The organism is Prochlorococcus marinus CUG1415 (assembly GCF_017696015.1).
Lineage (GTDB): Bacteria > Cyanobacteriota > Cyanobacteriia > PCC-6307 > Cyanobiaceae > Prochlorococcus_A > Prochlorococcus_A marinus_AE.
Window position 1 is genome coordinate 481,692 of record NZ_JAAORL010000002.1, and the last position, 14,546, is coordinate 496,237.

Here is a 14,546-nt window from a genome sequence, read left to right on the forward strand (position 1 = left end):
ATCTTAATTGACTTCGTTATTAAAATCTTCCATCATTCTCTTTTGTTCTTGGGCTATACATGCATCAATTACTTCATCCAGTTGACCAGCCAGAATTGGTTCTAGTGAAAAATTGGAACCCAATCTATGATCAGTTGTTCTGTTATCTTTAAAATTATAAGTTCTAATTTTTTCACTCCTATCACCTGTTCCGACCTGTGAAAGCCTTTGTGATCTCTCTTTGGCATTCGCTTCTTTTAATTGAATTTCATATAATTTGGCTCTTAAAATTTCCATTGCTCGTTCACGATTTTGCAATTGGGATCTTTCTTGAGTACAAAAAACTCTTATCCCTGTGGGCTTGTGAAGCAAATCAATAGCAGTCTCTACCTTATTAACATTTTGTCCCCCTGCACCTCCTGATCTTGCCGTACCTACCTCTAAATCAGTTGGATCAATCTTTACCTCAACAGGATCAGCCTCAGGCATTACAGCAACTGTAGCAGTAGAGGTGTGAACTCTACCTTGGGATTCAGTAGCTGGAACTCTTTGAACTCTATGTACACCAGCCTCGAATTTAAGTTGACTATATACCGCATCTCCCTTAACTGAGATAACTAACTCTTTGAATCCACCCATATCTGACTCAGAAGCGCTAACAGGTTTTACAAACCATCCAATTTTTTGTCCATATCTTTCATACATTCTTGCCAAATCACCCGCCCATATACAAGCTTCGTTACCCCCAGCACCTGCTCTGATTTCTAACATTACACTTCTCTCATCTCTAGGATCTTTCGGTAATAAAGCGATTGTGGTTTTATGAATTAATTCATTCTTAAACTCCTCTAGGTTAGTTAATTCTTCATTTATCAAAGATTCCATCTCTTTATCGTTTCTATTCTCTTTCAGTAGATTTTTCGAATCTTCAATTTCCTTATCAGTTTCAAGCAACTTTTTAAAATCAATTACCAAAGGTTCCAATTTTGACCTTTCTCTTGCTATGGATTCTAATTTTTTTGGATCATTAGCTATGTCAGGATCTGCAAGTTGTAATTCCAAATTTTCGAAACTTTCTGAAGCAGTTTTCAACCTTGCAATTAATGTTGAGTATTCCAATTGAAATTATGCTTAATTTTTAAAAGTTCTATTTTTGAGAATCTTTATCTTTTTTTTGTTCTTTTGATGTAGCTGAATTAGCTGAACCCATTCCGTATTTTTTCATAAACCTATCAACTCTTCCTTCAGTATCAAGGATTTTTTGTGTTCCAGTGAAGAAAGGATGATTACCACTCCATACATCGACATGTAGTTCAGGCTGAGTTGAGCCCGTGGTCATTACAACTTCTCCATTACAAATAACTTTTGCGTCTGGATACCATTTTGGATGAATTTCTGATTTTGGCATAATTAAGATTCCTTTAACGTTTAGAGAATTGTGGAGCTTTTCTTGCTTTTTTAAGACCATATTTTCTTCTTTCCTTAGCTCTAGGATCTCTACTGAGATGACCTTCAGTTTTAAGCGGTTTCCTATTGTCGGGAGATAATTCACAAAGTGCTCTTGCAGCTCCCTGCTTGATAGCATCTGCTTGACCTGTCAAACCACCACCGAAAACATTAACTAATATATCATAAGAATTTTCAAGTCCTAACGTTTGCAAGGGCGCTTTTATTGAATTTAAGTGCAAAGGATTGAAGTTTAAATAATCATCTCCAGAGCGACCGTTAATTTTAATTTGTCCATTGCCAGGAATCAAGCGAACTCTAGCTACTGAAGTTTTTCTTCTTCCAGTTCCCCAATAAACAGCTTTGTTTTTTATTTGACTATTCATTTTGATAAATTAACTATTCAATAATACAGGATTCTGAGCAGCATGAGGGTGATCAGAACCTTTATAAACTTTTAGTTTTTTAAATTGTTGTCTTCCTAAAGAGTTATGTGGCAGCATACCCTTCACAGCTTGTTCGATGATTCTTTCAGGAATTCTCTCTTTTAGTGACTCAAATTTCTCAATTTTCATTCCTCCGGGTCTACCAGAATGTCTTCGATACAATTTTTGTGATGCTTTTTTACCTGTTACCTCAACTTTTTCAGCATTTACCACAATTACAAAATCTCCAGTATCTAAATGCGGAGTAAAAGTTGGTTTATTCTTACCTCTTAATACAGTTGCAATTTCTGTAGCAAGTCTTCCTAATGTCTTATCTTTTGCGTCAACTAAAAACCAATTTCTTTCTATGGTTTCTAAAGACGGAGTAATTGTTTTATTCATTTACCAAACTTATGCAAGTAAATTTAAAGTTAGTTCTAAATTCTACCTTATTGAAGGAATATTAAACAACAATTTTGGATGATTTAAACAAATAATTAGCTTTCATCAACGTTTATTTAAGAAAAACCCTTAATTAAAAATACTGGGAAAAAATCATTATTATTGATCTTTTTAAAAACAGTTTCTTCATAAACAGCATTTACAAAACATAAACCCTTAGCTGGAGCAGATTCTTTGACATCATTTTTCTTTTTATTTACCCATCTGTCTTTAAAAATTTCTGGCGATATTTTTTTTTCTCCAACTAGCACTAGTTGACCGACTATTAAACGAACCATTCCATAAAGAAAACCAGTGGCTTTAATATCAACAAAAATCAATTCCTCTATTCTTTTAATATCTATATTTTTTATTTTTGTAATAGAGGTTGACCTATTGCTTCCACTTTTCTGAAATGCAAAGAAATCATGCTCTCCTTCCATTGACTTAGATGCATTTGACATTAAAGCTTCATCTAATACTTTTTGGTATCTGTGCCATGACCATTTGTTAATGAACAAGTTAGGAAATTTACTATTATTTATGACATATCGATAATGTCTATACATTGCTGAATAGCATGCATGCCAATTATCTTTAACTTCAACTGATTCCAAAATTCTAATATTTGAGGGCAAAATACTATTTAGGATATCAGAGTAACTATTTGCTGGAATAACACAATTAATATCAAAGTGAACTACTTGACCCGAGGCATGAACCCCCGCATCAGTTCTGCCTGCCGCAAAAGTTTTTACTGCATGATGGGAAATTTTAAAAAGAGCTTTCTCTAGAATTTCCTGAACTGTAGTTGCATTTTTTTGTCTTTGCCAACCTGAATAACTAGATCCCTCATATTGAACTAATAAAGCTACCCTTTTCAAAAGTTATTTTCTAATCAAAAATCTCTTTAAAAACTAAGCTAAACAAGCTCAATAATAGCCATTTGGGCGTTATCACCTTTTCGAGAGACAGTTCTGACTATACGTGTATAACCACCTTTTCTATCTCCGTATCTTTCTTTTGCTTTTTCAAATAATGAATGAACTAATTTCTTATCATAAATATATCCGATAGCTCTCCTCCTAGAAGCCAAGCTCCCTTCTTTAGCAAGAGAAATCATCCTTTCGGCTTCATTTCTTAAAGCTTTTGCTCTAGCTTTAGTTGTTGTTACTCTGCCCTCCCTGATTAATTGAGTTGTCAAACCTCTTAAAAGTGCTTTCCTTTGATCAGCAGGTTTACTCAATAATGGAATTCTAAGTTGGTGTCTCATGATCTTGAAAATTGTTAAACGGAGGTTCTGCTTTGGGGAATAGAAATTCCTATGCGTTCGAGAGCTTCAATCACCTCATCTGCAGATTTCGAGCCAAAGTTCTTAATTTCGAGAAGATCTTCATAGCTAAAGCCCATCAAATCTGAAACTGAATTAACTTGTGCCCTTTTTAAACAATTATATGCTCTAACGGACAAGTTTAGCTCCTCTAGAGGAATTTGAGCTTCAGGGGATGGTTCTGGTTCTTCGGAAATTTCCTCTACCATTGTAACAGTCGCAAGAGGTTGAAAGAGTTCTATTAACTGATTTGCAGCTTCAGCAATTGCATCATCTGGACTTGTTGAGCCATCTGTTACTACTTCCATTTTTAATCTTTCTCTACCTGTTCCACCCTCTGCTACAGCAGTTTCATCAATAGTAAAATTAACTCTTTTCACTGGCATAAATACTGCATCTATTTGAAGTAAGTCAATAGCCGTTGTCTCTTCATTCTTTCGATCCACAGGCCTGTAGCCAACACCTCTTTCAACATGGATTTCCAACTCTAAGTTATGACCCTCCTGAATTGTTGCAATAGGTTTTTCACCATCAACAATTTCAACTTGCGAGGAGAATTGAATATCATTCGCCTTCACATCCATTGGACCGCTTGCTACCAACCTGCCGATTTCGAGCTCTGGATTAGTACTATTAATCGATAGTTGCTTACAATTGAGAAGAATATCTAAAACGTCTTCTCTAACTCCAGGAATAGTTGCATATTCGTGGTTAATTCCTGCTATTCTTACTGCAGTCACTGCACTTCCTTCAAGTCCTCCCATAAGGACTCTTCTAAGAGAATTACCCAAAGTTGTAGCTTGTCCCCTTTCTAAAGGGCCAATTAAAAAAGTTCCTGTTTGGGAGCGATCATCTGCTATGTGATGGTCGATTCTGTCAATCTGGTATTGCAACACGGAAAAAAATAAGGTTGAAAGTTTTTTTGGGGGGGGGGTGGAGAATGGTTGAGACCTAAACGCGTCTTCGTTTAGGTCTTCTACATCCATTATGAGGTAATGGAGTGACATCTCTTATTAGAGTTATTTCTAAACCGGCCACTTGTAAAGCTCTTATGGCCGTTTCCCTACCTGAGCCTGGCCCTCTAACTAATACTTCTATTTGTCTCATACCCTGATCAACTGCTCTTCTGGCTGCAGCTTCAGCTGCTGTTTGAGCAGCAAATGGCGTACCTTTTCGAGCCCCTTTAAATCCACTGGCTCCTGCAGAAGACCAAGAAATTACATGGCCAGAAGTGTCAGTAATTGAAACAATAGTGTTATTGAATGTGCTTTGAATATGTACCACACCATTTGGTACATTTCGCTTAGATTTCTTTGAGCCTGTTTTTTTTGCTGTAGCTGCCATGATGTTTTAATTTAATACTGGATTATGTGAATAGATTTATTTAATTATTTTTTTCTTCCAGCAACTGTTTTTCTTGAACCCCGTCTTGTTCTTGCATTAGTTCTAGTTCTTTGACCTCTTACTGGAAGACTCATTCTATGTCTTCTTCCTCTCACACAACCTATATCTTGTAAACGTTTTAGAGCCATTCCCTCCTTTCTTCTCAAATCTCCTTCTAAAGTGAATTCTTCTGTAGCACCTCTAAGTTTTTGCACATCAGAATCTGAAAGATCTTTTACACGTACATCTGGGTTTACACCCGCATTAGCAAGAATTAGCTTTGATCTTGTTAAACCAATTCCATAGACGTATGTTAGTGCAATTTCAACTCGCTTTTCGCGAGGTATGTCAATTCCTGCAATCCTGGCCACGTGTTTTTATTAAGTGAAAGTTTGAAATAAAGGGTTTAGAATTTAACCCTGACGCTGTTTATTGCGAGGTCTTTTCTTGTTAATAACATAGATTTTACCTCTTCTCCTCACGATCTGATCGTCAGGACTAATTTTTTTGACTGAAGATCTGACCTTCATAGGGGTTTTGCAAATAAAACATTAATACTATATTCTACATCATCATCAAGCCATTTTTTGCTTGATATCAGAGGAAATAGTTTTTAAATCTCTATCAGCATCAATATATTCTAGTAATGAAAGATCCTTGAAATATTGAATCAATGGTTCTGTAGTTTTTTTATAAATGTTAACTCTTGTTCTAATAGTCTCTTCAGTATCATCTTTTCTTCCTCGTAACAGTAAACGCTTAATTAGCACTTCTTCTGGAATATCTAAATAAAAAACTACTTCTAAAGGTTGATTTATTTCAATTAAGACCTCATTCAAGGAATTTGCTTGAGATAAATTTCTTGGATAGCCATCTAAAATCCAACCTTTATTATCCTTATCTAAGTTTTGCCTTACAATTTTTAATACAAGTTCGTCACTTACAAGTTCTCCCCGATTAATAATATCCTTTACCTGTCTACCAAGAATAGTATTCATTTCAATTTCTTGTCTTAATAATTCACCTGTGGAAAGGTGCAAATAAGAATTAGTTTGACTTAATAATTCCGCCTGAGTCCCTTTCCCCGCTCCAGGCGCTCCTAAAAATAGTAAATGTTTTTTCATTAATTGTTAATTAGCCCTTCATACCTTTGAGAAATAACATAAGTTTGAATTTGCTTCGCCGTATCAATAGCAACACCTACAAGAATAAGTAATGAAGTTGCTCCTAACCCTTGAAAAGTCTGCACATTTGTGGCTCTTTCTACTGCAGCTGGAATTATAGCTACTGAACCCAGAAATAATCCTCCTAATAATGTCAACCTATTTTGTATCCCTGATAGGTAGTTTGCTGTATTAGTTCCTGGTCTAACTCCTGGTATTGCTACTCCTCCTTTTTTTAAATTTGAAGCCACATCAACTGGATTAATTGTAAGGGATGCATAAAAATAGGAGAATCCCAAAATCAAGGAGAAAAATGTAAGCGCATATGGCCATGGATTTGATGATCCAGGATTTAAACTACTCGCTAATTTGATTAAGACTGGATTGCCGGTAACATTTGCAATAGTTATAGGTAAAAAAATTAAAGCAGATGCAAATATAATAGGCATTACTCCTCCTGCGTTTAGTTTTAAGGGTAAATAACTTTGCCTTGTAGGAAGTAATGTTGCATTTCCTATTTGTCTTTTTGCACTCACAATAGGAATACGTCGCGCTCCCTCTTGGACAAAAATTATGCCAACAATTGTCAATAAAAATACTCCAAGTAAAACTGCTATACCTAAAACATCTGCGCGATCACCAGTTTGAGCTTTTTCAATGGTTGAACTTAGAGCCTTTGGTAAAGTCGAAACAATATTTAAAAAAATTACCAATGAAGCCCCTTGCCCTATTCCTTTCTCAGTAATAATTTCACTAAACCACATCACTAACATTGAGCCAGTAACTAAGGCTATAGAAGTTTGCAAAACAAATGTAGTTTCGCTTATCCCCTGAATTGCATATTGTCGAAGAATTAAAGAAAAAATAATACTCTGCAAAAAACCCCATCCTAAGGCAACATATCTTGTAATTTGTGCAATTTTTCTTCTACCAGCTTCTCCTTCATTTTTTTGTAAATCTTCAAGAAAAGGTAATGAAGCTGTAAGAAGTTGAATAATGATGGATGCGTTTATGAAAGGAAGTATACCCAATGCGAATATTCCAAGGGTTGAAATTCCTCCACCAGTAAAAATATCTAAAAAACCTATTAATTGGCCACCTTGATCTATAAAACTTTTAAAAGCAACCCTATCAATACCCGGCATGGGGATATAAATACCAAGTCTGACTAAAAGAAGAAGACCTAAAGTTGTTAAAACTCTACTTCGTAGCTCTTTATTTAAGAATAACTGGGAGAGTATTTCAGAAGCGCTAGGATTTCTACTTTTGTTAACAAACATTTTAAAGCTTACCTAAATTTTGAGTCAATTTATTTGTTATTTATAAGCTCGCAAGATCCACCAGCGTCCTCAATTTTTTGTTTTGCAACTTTTGTGAATGCATGAGCTTGAACCGTTAACTTTACATTAACTTTTCCATTGCCAAGAATTTTTAAAGGAAATTTTGGCTTAAAGATCAATCCTTTCTTAACAAGTGAGTCTAGGTTAACAATATCATTATCTTTGAAATCATTTAATTTATCTAAATTGATGATAGAAAAGTTCTTTTGATTAATTATTTCAAAGTGTTTTAATTTTGGAACTCTTCTATACAAAGGCATTTGGCCACCTTCAAAGCCTGGACGTGTGGGTCTTCCAGAACGTGACTTTTGTCCTCTCATTCCAAAACCACATGAAGCACCCTGACCAGCAGCAATACCTCTACCCTTTCTTAATTTTTTCTTTCTAGAGCCAGAGTTTGATTTAAGTGTATTTAATGTAGAAGTCATAATTTTCAAGAGTAGAGCTGTTCAAGTGAGATTCCTCTCTCCCTTGAGGCAGATTTGTGTGTTCTTAATTGAGAAAGAGCTACCATAGCAGCTCTTGCATTATTCAAAGGTGTTTTACTACCCAATCTTTTTGCTAAGACATTTTTTATACCGGCTAATTCTAAAACTGTTCTAATTGAACCACCAGCAATTACTCCTGTACCTGGAGCAGCTGGTCTAATAAGTACATTAGCAGCACCTTCTCTACCTATAGATAAAGTTGGTATGGAATTATTTGGAGTTAAAGGAACCCTAACAAGATTTTTTTTACCATCTGACACTCCCTTTCTAACAGCACCAATGACATCTCCAGCTTTTCCAACACCAACTCCAACTTGACCTTTCTCATTACCAACAACAACGATTGCTCTAAAACTCATTTTTTTTCCACCTTTAACAGTTTTTGATACGCGCCTTATTTGAACAACCCTTTCTTGCCAATCAGAATCTCTCTCTAGATTTTTCGAATCACCTCTTCTATTTCTCTTTCGGTCGTTATTACGATTATTCTTTTTTTGTTCGCCAAGCATGGCGCCAGGAACGTTATCATTCTTAGATTGAATTTCTTGATTTGTAGGAGTGTTAGTCATAGTAAAAATTAAAAGTTAGAATTCTAAGCCGGCTTCACGAGCAGCGTCAGCAAGTGCCTTAACTCTACCGTGATATATATTACCTCCACGGTCAAAAATTACTTGCTTAATACCTTTTTTTATCGCTCTCTTTGCTAATAATTTTCCAACAATAGAAGAAGAATTACAATCAGAAGGTAGTTTCTCAGAGTTTTCTCTTAGTTCTTTATCAACCGTTGAAGCAGCGCAAATAGTTGTTTGAGCGCTATCATCTATAACCTGGGCATAAATATGGTTATTAGAGCGAAAAACAGACAATCTTGGACGCGTTGCGTCTCCAATTAAGAATCTTCTTAATCTTCTATGTCTTTTTTGGGTTTGTAATTTCCTGGAAAGTTTGGTCATTTTTTTAATTGGAATTATTTTTTGCCAGATTTACCAGCTTTTCTGAGAATTCTCTCATCATGGTATTTAATTCCTTTACCTTTATATGGCTCTGGAGGTCTAATTGATCTGATTTTTGCTGCTTCATTGCCAACAATTTCCTTATCAATTCCAGATACGGTAACGTTTGTATTACTCTCAACTTTGTATGTTATACCATCAGGGGGGATCATTTCTACAGGATGACTATATCCTGCACTAACAACTAGATTTTTACCTTTTACTTGTGCTCTGGATCCAACGCCTACAATTTCCAGTTTTTTTGAAAAACCTTGACTAACCCCTTCAACCATATTTGCAATTAGGGCTCTACATAAACCATGTCTTTGCCTTGAGAATAGTTTTGTAGTAGTTGGAATTACGACAACAGTATTATCTTTTTTATCAAAACTAACTCCCTCCGGCATCTGACGTTTTAACTCACCCTTAGGGCCTTTAACTGTAACTGTTAATCCTTCAAAATCAACCGTTACTTTATCTGGGATAAGTACTGGTGTTTTTCCAATTCTTGACATGATTAATCCTCCTTAATAAACATAGCAAAGTACTTCGCCACCTATACCTTGCTTCCTGGCATCACGATCACTCATAACACCTTTAGAAGTCGATATGATAGCAACTCCGAGACCTCCAAGAACTTTTGGTAAAGCTCTAGTATTTTTATAAATTCTCAAACCAGGTTTACTAACTCTTTGCATGGATCGAATAGTAGGGAATTTATTCTTACCACTATATTTCAGACCAAGTATTATTTGTGATTTATAGCCTTCACCTTCCTCGTTAATGTCAGAAATGAACCCCTCTTTTTGAAGTACTTTTGCAATACTTAAGGACATTTTTGAACTTGGAATTGTTGTGGTTGTATGCTTTTTTTGACTCGCATTTCTAATTCGAGTAAGCATATCTGAAATAGGATCGTGATTTGACATGGTTTTAATTTAATTCTTACTAAAAGGCATACCTAACTCTTGCAAGAGAGCTTTACCTTCTTGATCTGATCTCGCACTAGTGACAATAGTTATATCCATACCTCTTATTGAATCTATTTTATCAAAAGAGATTTCAGGAAAAATTAATTGCTCTTTCACTCCAACTGTGTAATTCCCTCTCCCATCAAAACTTTTTGGATTAACTCCTCTAAAGTCTCTTATTCTTGGTAAAGCTAGATTTATAAATCTCTCTAAAAAAGAATACATCCTGTCACCTCTTAAAGTTACAGTACAACCAATTGGCATACCTTCACGAATTTTAAAACCCGCGATAGCTTTTTTGGCTCTAGTAACTAGGGCCTTTTGTCCTGTTATTGTTGCCATTTCATTTAAAGAAGCCTCTAAAGATTTTGAATTTGAAGCAGCTTCACCAAGACCTCTATTAACGTTGACTTTGACAACTTTAGGTACTTGATGAATATTTTTAAGACCAAGGTCCTTTAAAAGTTTTGGTCTAATTGATTCTTTGTAGCGATTTTTTAGAGTCATAATTTTTTGTTAATTCTGGTCTTTGTCAGAATTGATAAATTAGAAAAAGTTTAAATCTGGTTTCTGATGAAAAATTAATCAATTACTTCACCAGTTTTCTTCAGTCTTCTTTTCTTAACTCCCTCTTTATCAATAAAGTATTCAATCTTACTTATAAGATTTTTTTCCTTTGAGAAGAACATTACATTTGATGCATGTAACGAAGCCTCTTCTGTAAGTATTCTTCCAGTTTCACCTTCCTGAGTTGGTTTGACATGTTTTGTCCTAAGGTTAATTCCTTTAACTACAACTCTATTTTCAAGAGGTATAGTTTTTAAAACCTCTCCAGTTTTACCTTTTTCCTTCCCATTAATTACCTTAACTAAATCTCCAGTTTTGATTCTCATTTTTATTCTTTGAAAATTCTTCTTTTGTTTTAATGAATCCAACATTTAAATCACCTCCGGAGCAAGAGAAACAATTTTAGTGTAATTTTTATCCCGCAGTTCTCTGGCTACAGGACCAAAAACTCTAGTACCTTTTGGATTCTTATCCTCATTAATCAAAACGGCAGCATTATCATCAAATCTGATTGAATTGCCAGTATTTCTTCTTAATGTTGCTTTTGTTCTAACGATTACGGCTTTCACAATCTCAGATTTCTTAACTCCCATATTCGGAAGAGCATCTTTAACAGTTGCTACAATTACATCCCCAACATGTGCGTATCTTCTATTAGAACCTAAAACCCTAATACATTGTAGTCTTTTCGCCCCGCTATTATCAGCGACTGTTAAATAAGTTTCTTGTTGAATCATTGCTTAACCTCCTTAGCCTGTCTGGTTTTATTAAGAATCTCTTCTATTGCCCATCTTTTATGAGCGCTAAGCGGTCTAGTTTCTCTAATTTTAACTCGATCACCTAAAGCACATGTATTTTCCGGGTCATGAGCCTTGTATCTTGTAGTTCTACTTACAATTTTTTTATAAGTGGGATGTGGATATCTGTTAATAACAGCAACAACAACTGTTTTGTCCATTTTGTCGCTGACAACAGTGCCAATTCTTTCTTTAAGTGCCATAACTAATAATTAATCAGAAGTAGTTTTAGAAGCAGATTGACTCTTACTGAGAGTTAGTAATTGCGCAACTTGTTTCTTGATAATTTTGAATTTATGAGTTTCATTGAGCTGTCTCGTAGCTTGCTTGAATCTCAAATCAAAAAGATCTTTTCGTAATTGGTCAATCTTTTCAGTAATTTGATCAGAATTTAATTTTTTAAATTCTTTAAGAGACTCTGAATTTTTCATTGTTTAACCTCCTCTTGAGATTTTTTACTATTTTGTGTATTTTCTTTGGAGGAATCTTCTAGCTTTTTATCAATGGAGATAAATTTAGTTTTTACAGGAAGTTTGTATTGAGCCAGACGCATAGCTTCCTTTGCAATTTCCTCAGTGATATCCTCACCACCCATTTCAAAAAGTATTCTTCCAGGCTTTACAACTGCGACCCAAAACTCTGGATTACCTTTACCAGAACCCATTCTGGTTTCAGCAGGTCTCATTGTTACAGGTTTATCAGGAAATATTCTTATCCAGATTTGACCGCCACGTTTGATATATCTTGTCATAGCTCGTCTACTTGCTTCAATCTGACGTGCAGTTACCCATCCACAGTCTTGAGCTTGGAGAGCAAATTGACCGAATGCAATAGTATTACCTTTTGAGGCTACACCCCTCATTCTGCCTCTATGTTGTTTACGGAATTTAGTACGTTTTGGACTAAGCATTTTTATACCTCCTATGAATTCTCATTTGAACGGTCCTCAAATTGTTGAGGTCTTCTACTAGCTTTCCTTTTAGGGCTCGCACCCACTGGGATAGTTTGCTCCTCTTTAGGGAGAACTTCACCTTTGAACACCCATACTTTAATTCCTAGAACACCGTAAGTTGTATTAGCTTCACGTGTTGCATAGTCAATTTCAGCTCTCAAAGTATGTAAAGGTACTCTACCTTCTCTAGTCCATTCAGTTCTAGCTATTTCAGCACCATTTAACCTTCCCCCTACTTGAATTTTAAGACCTAAGACCCCAGCCCTTTGAGCCCTTTGCAAAGCCATCCTAATAGTTCTTCTGAAAGCGACTCTTTTTTCTAATTGTTGCGCAATATATTCAGCCAGTAAAAAAGCATCGGCGTCTACGCGTTCAACTTCAACAACGTTAATTCTGACTTGCCTTGTCCTATCCCCTATAGTTTTTTGAATGCCAGATCTTAATTCTTCAATACCACTTCCCTGTCTTCCAACTATAACTCCTGGTCTTGCTGTTTTTAATTCAAGTTCCAGTTGGTCAGCTTTTCTAGCTATTAAAACATCGCTAATTCCCGCTGCTCCATATTTTTTTTGTATAAATGTACGAATTTTAAAATCTTCTTGTAGAAGAATTGGATATGTCTTGGAAGTAGCAAACCATTTAGAGCGATGCTCTTGTGTAATTCCTAATCTTAATCCAGAAGGATGTATTTTATGTCCCATTAGTTTTGTACCTCCGCATTAGTTTGAGTAGGAGCAGATTCAACAGAAATACTGATGTGGCAAGTCTGTTTTTTAATTGAAAAAGCTCTACCTTGAGCTCTAGGCCTATACCTTTTCATTACAGGACCACTATTAGCCCATGCAGACGAAATAACTAAGTTAGATGGATCCATTCCAAGGTTATGTTCTGCATTGGCAACCGCAGATCTTAGAACTTTAGTAATAGGGTCTGTAGATCTATAAGGCATAAATTCCAACATAATCAATGCATCTCTATAAGACCTACCCCTTATCTGATCCAACACTCTTCTCACTTTAGAGGCTGATCCACGAATATAATTCCCATGAGCAATGGCTGTTTTTGTTGTTTCAGGTGTTTTTGTCATGATTTTGCTCCTTTCTTATCTCTTATATGACCTCGGTAAGTGCGTGTAGGAGCAAATTCACCGAGTTTATGACCAATCATTTGTTCAGTAATAAATACTGGAATGTGAGATTTGCCATTATGAACGGCGATTGTATGACCTATCATTACAGGTAAAATCGTAGAGGATCTTGACCAAGTTTTGATAACAGACTTGTCATTATTAGAATTTTGTTTTTCTACCTTCTTGAGCAGGCTATCTGCTATAAAAGGTCCTTTTTTTAGTGAACGTCCCATGATTATGTAATAGAAATTGAAATAATAAATGAAGTAATCAAGAGTCTCTTCCTCCTCTACTCCTCTTAGAAACGCGACGCCGTCTTCGAACTACTAATTTATTACTTGGTTTGTTCTTTTTACGTGTCTTTAACCCAAGAGCTGGTTTACCCCATGGAGTAACTGGACCTGCTCTACCAATTGGTGCTTTTCCCTCTCCTCCTCCATGTGGATGATCACATGGGTTCATTACACTACCTCTTACTTGTGGCCTTCTTCCAAGCCATCTTCTTCTTCCTGCTTTACCTAAACTAGTATTCCTTATTTCTGAGTTACCAACTTCTCCAAGAGTTGCGTAACATTCTTTTCTAACAAGTCGTACCTCAGTAGATGGGAGTTTTAGAGCAACATAATCTCCTTCTTTTGCCATAACTTGGGCACTAGCTCCTGCAGATCTAACCATCTGAGCGCCTCTTCCAGCATATAACTCAACACAATGAACACTGGAACCTAATGGCATAACAGATAGTGGCATTGCATTTCCATCTTCAATTGGAACACTTTCACCAGATATGACATTTTGGCCGACTTTTACTCCAGCGGGAGCGATAATATATCTTTTCTCTCCATCTTCGTAAAATAAAAGTGCAAGCCTTGCATTTCTATGAGGATCGTAGTGGATAGCTGCAACTTTAGCGTTAATGTTTCTTTTATCTCTTCTGAAGTCGACTAATCTATATTGCCTTTTGTGACCTCCTCCTCTATGACGACAAGTAATAACTCCACGATTATTCCTGCCTTTAACTCTATGTTTTGAAACTATTAATGATCTCTCAGGTTTTGCACTTGTTATTTCACTAAAGTCAGTAACTACTCTCTGCCTAGTGCCAGGTGTATAAGGTTTAAATTTACGAATTGCCATGATTAAAAC

Annotated in this window: 27 protein-coding genes; all 27 read right to left on the bottom strand. The window is 35.7% G+C overall.

The genetic code is table 11. The features are described from left to right. Nucleotides 1-3 precede the first annotated feature (3 nt). The gene (gene prfA / locus HA143_RS08725) at nucleotides 4-1,098 is read right to left on the bottom strand and encodes a peptide chain release factor 1 (protein ID WP_209086203.1); all 1,095 of its coding nucleotides are present in this window, start codon (nucleotides 1,096-1,098) and stop codon (nucleotides 4-6) included. Between the two features lie 28 nt (nucleotides 1,099-1,126). After that, nucleotides 1,127-1,387, bottom strand: coding sequence for a 50S ribosomal protein L31 (gene rpmE / locus HA143_RS08730; RefSeq protein WP_209086204.1), 261 nt, complete (start codon nucleotides 1,385-1,387; stop codon nucleotides 1,127-1,129). A gap of 13 nt (nucleotides 1,388-1,400) precedes the next feature. Further along, entirely contained in the window at nucleotides 1,401-1,811 is a 411-nt protein-coding gene (gene rpsI, locus HA143_RS08735; protein WP_011377166.1) for a 30S ribosomal protein S9, read from the bottom strand. Between the two features lie 9 nt (nucleotides 1,812-1,820). Further along, nucleotides 1,821-2,252, bottom strand: a complete 432-nt coding sequence (gene rplM / locus HA143_RS08740) for a 50S ribosomal protein L13 (RefSeq protein WP_209086206.1) — start codon at nucleotides 2,250-2,252, stop codon at nucleotides 1,821-1,823. 116 nt (nucleotides 2,253-2,368) lie between these two features. Further along, the gene (gene truA, locus HA143_RS08745) at nucleotides 2,369-3,175 is read right to left on the bottom strand and encodes a tRNA pseudouridine(38-40) synthase TruA (protein WP_209086208.1); all 807 of its coding nucleotides are present in this window, start codon (nucleotides 3,173-3,175) and stop codon (nucleotides 2,369-2,371) included. 38 nt (nucleotides 3,176-3,213) lie between these two features. Then, nucleotides 3,214-3,564, bottom strand: coding sequence for a 50S ribosomal protein L17 (gene rplQ, locus HA143_RS08750; RefSeq protein ID WP_025946442.1), 351 nt, complete (start codon nucleotides 3,562-3,564; stop codon nucleotides 3,214-3,216). A gap of 14 nt (nucleotides 3,565-3,578) precedes the next feature. Beyond that, nucleotides 3,579-4,517, bottom strand: coding sequence for a DNA-directed RNA polymerase subunit alpha (locus HA143_RS08755; RefSeq protein ID WP_209086642.1), 939 nt, complete (start codon nucleotides 4,515-4,517; stop codon nucleotides 3,579-3,581). Nucleotides 4,518-4,572: 55 nt separating this feature from the next. Continuing rightward, complete coding sequence (rpsK, locus tag HA143_RS08760; RefSeq protein WP_209086211.1) at nucleotides 4,573-4,965, bottom strand: 30S ribosomal protein S11; 393 nt, start codon at nucleotides 4,963-4,965, stop codon at nucleotides 4,573-4,575. A gap of 44 nt (nucleotides 4,966-5,009) precedes the next feature. Further along, complete coding sequence (rpsM, locus tag HA143_RS08765; RefSeq protein ID WP_209086214.1) at nucleotides 5,010-5,375, bottom strand: 30S ribosomal protein S13; 366 nt, start codon at nucleotides 5,373-5,375, stop codon at nucleotides 5,010-5,012. Between the two features lie 42 nt (nucleotides 5,376-5,417). Beyond that, the gene (gene rpmJ, locus HA143_RS08770) at nucleotides 5,418-5,534 is read right to left on the bottom strand and encodes a 50S ribosomal protein L36 (protein ID WP_011377173.1); all 117 of its coding nucleotides are present in this window, start codon (nucleotides 5,532-5,534) and stop codon (nucleotides 5,418-5,420) included. A gap of 45 nt (nucleotides 5,535-5,579) precedes the next feature. Then, nucleotides 5,580-6,128 (bottom strand): adenylate kinase, encoded by a 549-nt coding sequence (locus HA143_RS08775; protein WP_209086218.1) that lies wholly within the window; start codon nucleotides 6,126-6,128, stop codon nucleotides 5,580-5,582. Then, nucleotides 6,128-7,447 (bottom strand): preprotein translocase subunit SecY, encoded by a 1,320-nt coding sequence (gene secY, locus HA143_RS08780; RefSeq protein ID WP_209086221.1) that lies wholly within the window; start codon nucleotides 7,445-7,447, stop codon nucleotides 6,128-6,130. The genes HA143_RS08775 and secY overlap by 1 nt, the downstream gene beginning before the upstream one ends. 29 nt (nucleotides 7,448-7,476) lie before the next feature. Beyond that, entirely contained in the window at nucleotides 7,477-7,935 is a 459-nt protein-coding gene (gene rplO, locus HA143_RS08785; RefSeq protein WP_209086224.1) for a 50S ribosomal protein L15, read from the bottom strand. 5 nt (nucleotides 7,936-7,940) lie between these two features. After that, a complete protein-coding gene (rpsE, locus tag HA143_RS08790; protein ID WP_209086227.1) occupies nucleotides 7,941-8,564 on the bottom strand; it encodes a 30S ribosomal protein S5 in 624 nt (207 codons plus the stop codon). Between the two features lie 15 nt (nucleotides 8,565-8,579). Then, nucleotides 8,580-8,948, bottom strand: a complete 369-nt coding sequence (rplR, locus tag HA143_RS08795; protein ID WP_209086229.1) for a 50S ribosomal protein L18 — start codon at nucleotides 8,946-8,948, stop codon at nucleotides 8,580-8,582. Between the two features lie 14 nt (nucleotides 8,949-8,962). Then, nucleotides 8,963-9,502: a 50S ribosomal protein L6 gene (rplF, locus tag HA143_RS08800; RefSeq protein WP_209086231.1), complete on the bottom strand. Its 540-nt coding sequence runs from the start codon at nucleotides 9,500-9,502 to the stop codon at nucleotides 8,963-8,965. Nucleotides 9,503-9,514: 12 nt separating this feature from the next. Further along, nucleotides 9,515-9,916, bottom strand: a complete 402-nt coding sequence (rpsH, locus tag HA143_RS08805) for a 30S ribosomal protein S8 (RefSeq protein WP_032517872.1) — start codon at nucleotides 9,914-9,916, stop codon at nucleotides 9,515-9,517. A gap of 9 nt (nucleotides 9,917-9,925) precedes the next feature. Next, the gene (gene rplE, locus HA143_RS08810; protein ID WP_011377181.1) at nucleotides 9,926-10,465 is read right to left on the bottom strand and encodes a 50S ribosomal protein L5; all 540 of its coding nucleotides are present in this window, start codon (nucleotides 10,463-10,465) and stop codon (nucleotides 9,926-9,928) included. A 74-nt stretch (nucleotides 10,466-10,539) separates the two neighbouring features. Next, nucleotides 10,540-10,896, bottom strand: a complete 357-nt coding sequence (gene rplX, locus HA143_RS08815; protein ID WP_209086233.1) for a 50S ribosomal protein L24 — start codon at nucleotides 10,894-10,896, stop codon at nucleotides 10,540-10,542. After that, nucleotides 10,897-11,262, bottom strand: coding sequence for a 50S ribosomal protein L14 (gene rplN / locus HA143_RS08820; protein ID WP_209043640.1), 366 nt, complete (start codon nucleotides 11,260-11,262; stop codon nucleotides 10,897-10,899). Beyond that, the gene (gene rpsQ, locus HA143_RS08825; protein ID WP_209086234.1) at nucleotides 11,259-11,525 is read right to left on the bottom strand and encodes a 30S ribosomal protein S17; all 267 of its coding nucleotides are present in this window, start codon (nucleotides 11,523-11,525) and stop codon (nucleotides 11,259-11,261) included. The genes rplN and rpsQ overlap by 4 nt, the downstream gene beginning before the upstream one ends. A 9-nt stretch (nucleotides 11,526-11,534) precedes the next feature. After that, a complete protein-coding gene (gene rpmC, locus HA143_RS08830) occupies nucleotides 11,535-11,753 on the bottom strand; it encodes a 50S ribosomal protein L29 (protein ID WP_032521991.1) in 219 nt (72 codons plus the stop codon). After that, nucleotides 11,750-12,232 carry a 50S ribosomal protein L16 gene (rplP, locus tag HA143_RS08835; protein ID WP_209086236.1) on the bottom strand — a complete coding sequence of 161 codons (483 nt, stop codon included), beginning with the start codon at nucleotides 12,230-12,232 and terminating at the stop codon, nucleotides 11,750-11,752. The genes rpmC and rplP overlap by 4 nt, the downstream gene beginning before the upstream one ends. Before the next feature lie 11 nt (nucleotides 12,233-12,243). Beyond that, a complete protein-coding gene (gene rpsC, locus HA143_RS08840; RefSeq protein WP_011819165.1) occupies nucleotides 12,244-12,975 on the bottom strand; it encodes a 30S ribosomal protein S3 in 732 nt (243 codons plus the stop codon). Then, entirely contained in the window at nucleotides 12,975-13,361 is a 387-nt protein-coding gene (rplV, locus tag HA143_RS08845; RefSeq protein WP_209086238.1) for a 50S ribosomal protein L22, read from the bottom strand. The genes rpsC and rplV overlap by 1 nt, the downstream gene beginning before the upstream one ends. Further along, on the bottom strand, nucleotides 13,358-13,636 hold the full coding sequence (gene rpsS / locus HA143_RS08850; protein WP_209086241.1) for a 30S ribosomal protein S19: 279 nt from the start codon (nucleotides 13,634-13,636) through the stop codon (nucleotides 13,358-13,360). Before rpsS ends, rplV begins: the two co-directional genes overlap by 4 nt. Before the next feature lie 37 nt (nucleotides 13,637-13,673). Beyond that, complete coding sequence (gene rplB, locus HA143_RS08855) at nucleotides 13,674-14,537, bottom strand: 50S ribosomal protein L2 (protein ID WP_002807290.1); 864 nt, start codon at nucleotides 14,535-14,537, stop codon at nucleotides 13,674-13,676. Between the last annotated feature and the right edge of the window lie 9 nt (nucleotides 14,538-14,546).

Coding starts and splice junctions, on each gene's coding strand:
- rpmE (WP_209086204.1), bottom strand. CDS start 1,387: ATGCCAAAATCAGAAATTCATCCAAAATGGTATCCAGACGCAAAAGTT.
- rpsI (WP_011377166.1), bottom strand. CDS start 1,811: ATGAATAGTCAAATAAAAAACAAAGCTGTTTATTGGGGAACTGGAAGA.
- rplM (WP_209086206.1), bottom strand. CDS start 2,252: ATGAATAAAACAATTACTCCGTCTTTAGAAACCATAGAAAGAAATTGG.
- rplQ (WP_025946442.1), bottom strand. CDS start 3,564: ATGAGACACCAACTTAGAATTCCATTATTGAGTAAACCTGCTGATCAA.
- rpsK (WP_209086211.1), bottom strand. CDS start 4,965: ATGGCAGCTACAGCAAAAAAAACAGGCTCAAAGAAATCTAAGCGAAAT.
- rpmJ (WP_011377173.1), bottom strand. CDS start 5,534: ATGAAGGTCAGATCTTCAGTCAAAAAAATTAGTCCTGACGATCAGATC.
- HA143_RS08775 (WP_209086218.1), bottom strand. CDS start 6,128: ATGAAAAAACATTTACTATTTTTAGGAGCGCCTGGAGCGGGGAAAGGG.
- secY (WP_209086221.1), bottom strand. CDS start 7,447: ATGTTTGTTAACAAAAGTAGAAATCCTAGCGCTTCTGAAATACTCTCC.
- rplO (WP_209086224.1), bottom strand. CDS start 7,935: ATGACTTCTACATTAAATACACTTAAATCAAACTCTGGCTCTAGAAAG.
- rpsE (WP_209086227.1), bottom strand. CDS start 8,564: ATGACTAACACTCCTACAAATCAAGAAATTCAATCTAAGAATGATAAC.
- rplR (WP_209086229.1), bottom strand. CDS start 8,948: ATGACCAAACTTTCCAGGAAATTACAAACCCAAAAAAGACATAGAAGA.
- rplF (WP_209086231.1), bottom strand. CDS start 9,502: ATGTCAAGAATTGGAAAAACACCAGTACTTATCCCAGATAAAGTAACG.
- rpsH (WP_032517872.1), bottom strand. CDS start 9,916: ATGTCAAATCACGATCCTATTTCAGATATGCTTACTCGAATTAGAAAT.
- rplE (WP_011377181.1), bottom strand. CDS start 10,465: ATGACTCTAAAAAATCGCTACAAAGAATCAATTAGACCAAAACTTTTA.
- rplX (WP_209086233.1), bottom strand. CDS start 10,896: ATGTTGGATTCATTAAAACAAAAGAAGAATTTTCAAAGAATAAAAATG.
- rplN (WP_209043640.1), bottom strand. CDS start 11,262: ATGATTCAACAAGAAACTTATTTAACAGTCGCTGATAATAGCGGGGCG.
- rpsQ (WP_209086234.1), bottom strand. CDS start 11,525: ATGGCACTTAAAGAAAGAATTGGCACTGTTGTCAGCGACAAAATGGAC.
- rpmC (WP_032521991.1), bottom strand. CDS start 11,753: ATGAAAAATTCAGAGTCTCTTAAAGAATTTAAAAAATTAAATTCTGAT.
- rplP (WP_209086236.1), bottom strand. CDS start 12,232: ATGCTTAGTCCAAAACGTACTAAATTCCGTAAACAACATAGAGGCAGA.
- rpsC (WP_011819165.1), bottom strand. CDS start 12,975: ATGGGACATAAAATACATCCTTCTGGATTAAGATTAGGAATTACACAA.
- rplV (WP_209086238.1), bottom strand. CDS start 13,361: ATGACAAAAACACCTGAAACAACAAAAACAGCCATTGCTCATGGGAAT.
- rpsS (WP_209086241.1), bottom strand. CDS start 13,636: ATGGGACGTTCACTAAAAAAAGGACCTTTTATAGCAGATAGCCTGCTC.
- rplB (WP_002807290.1), bottom strand. CDS start 14,537: ATGGCAATTCGTAAATTTAAACCTTATACACCTGGCACTAGGCAGAGA.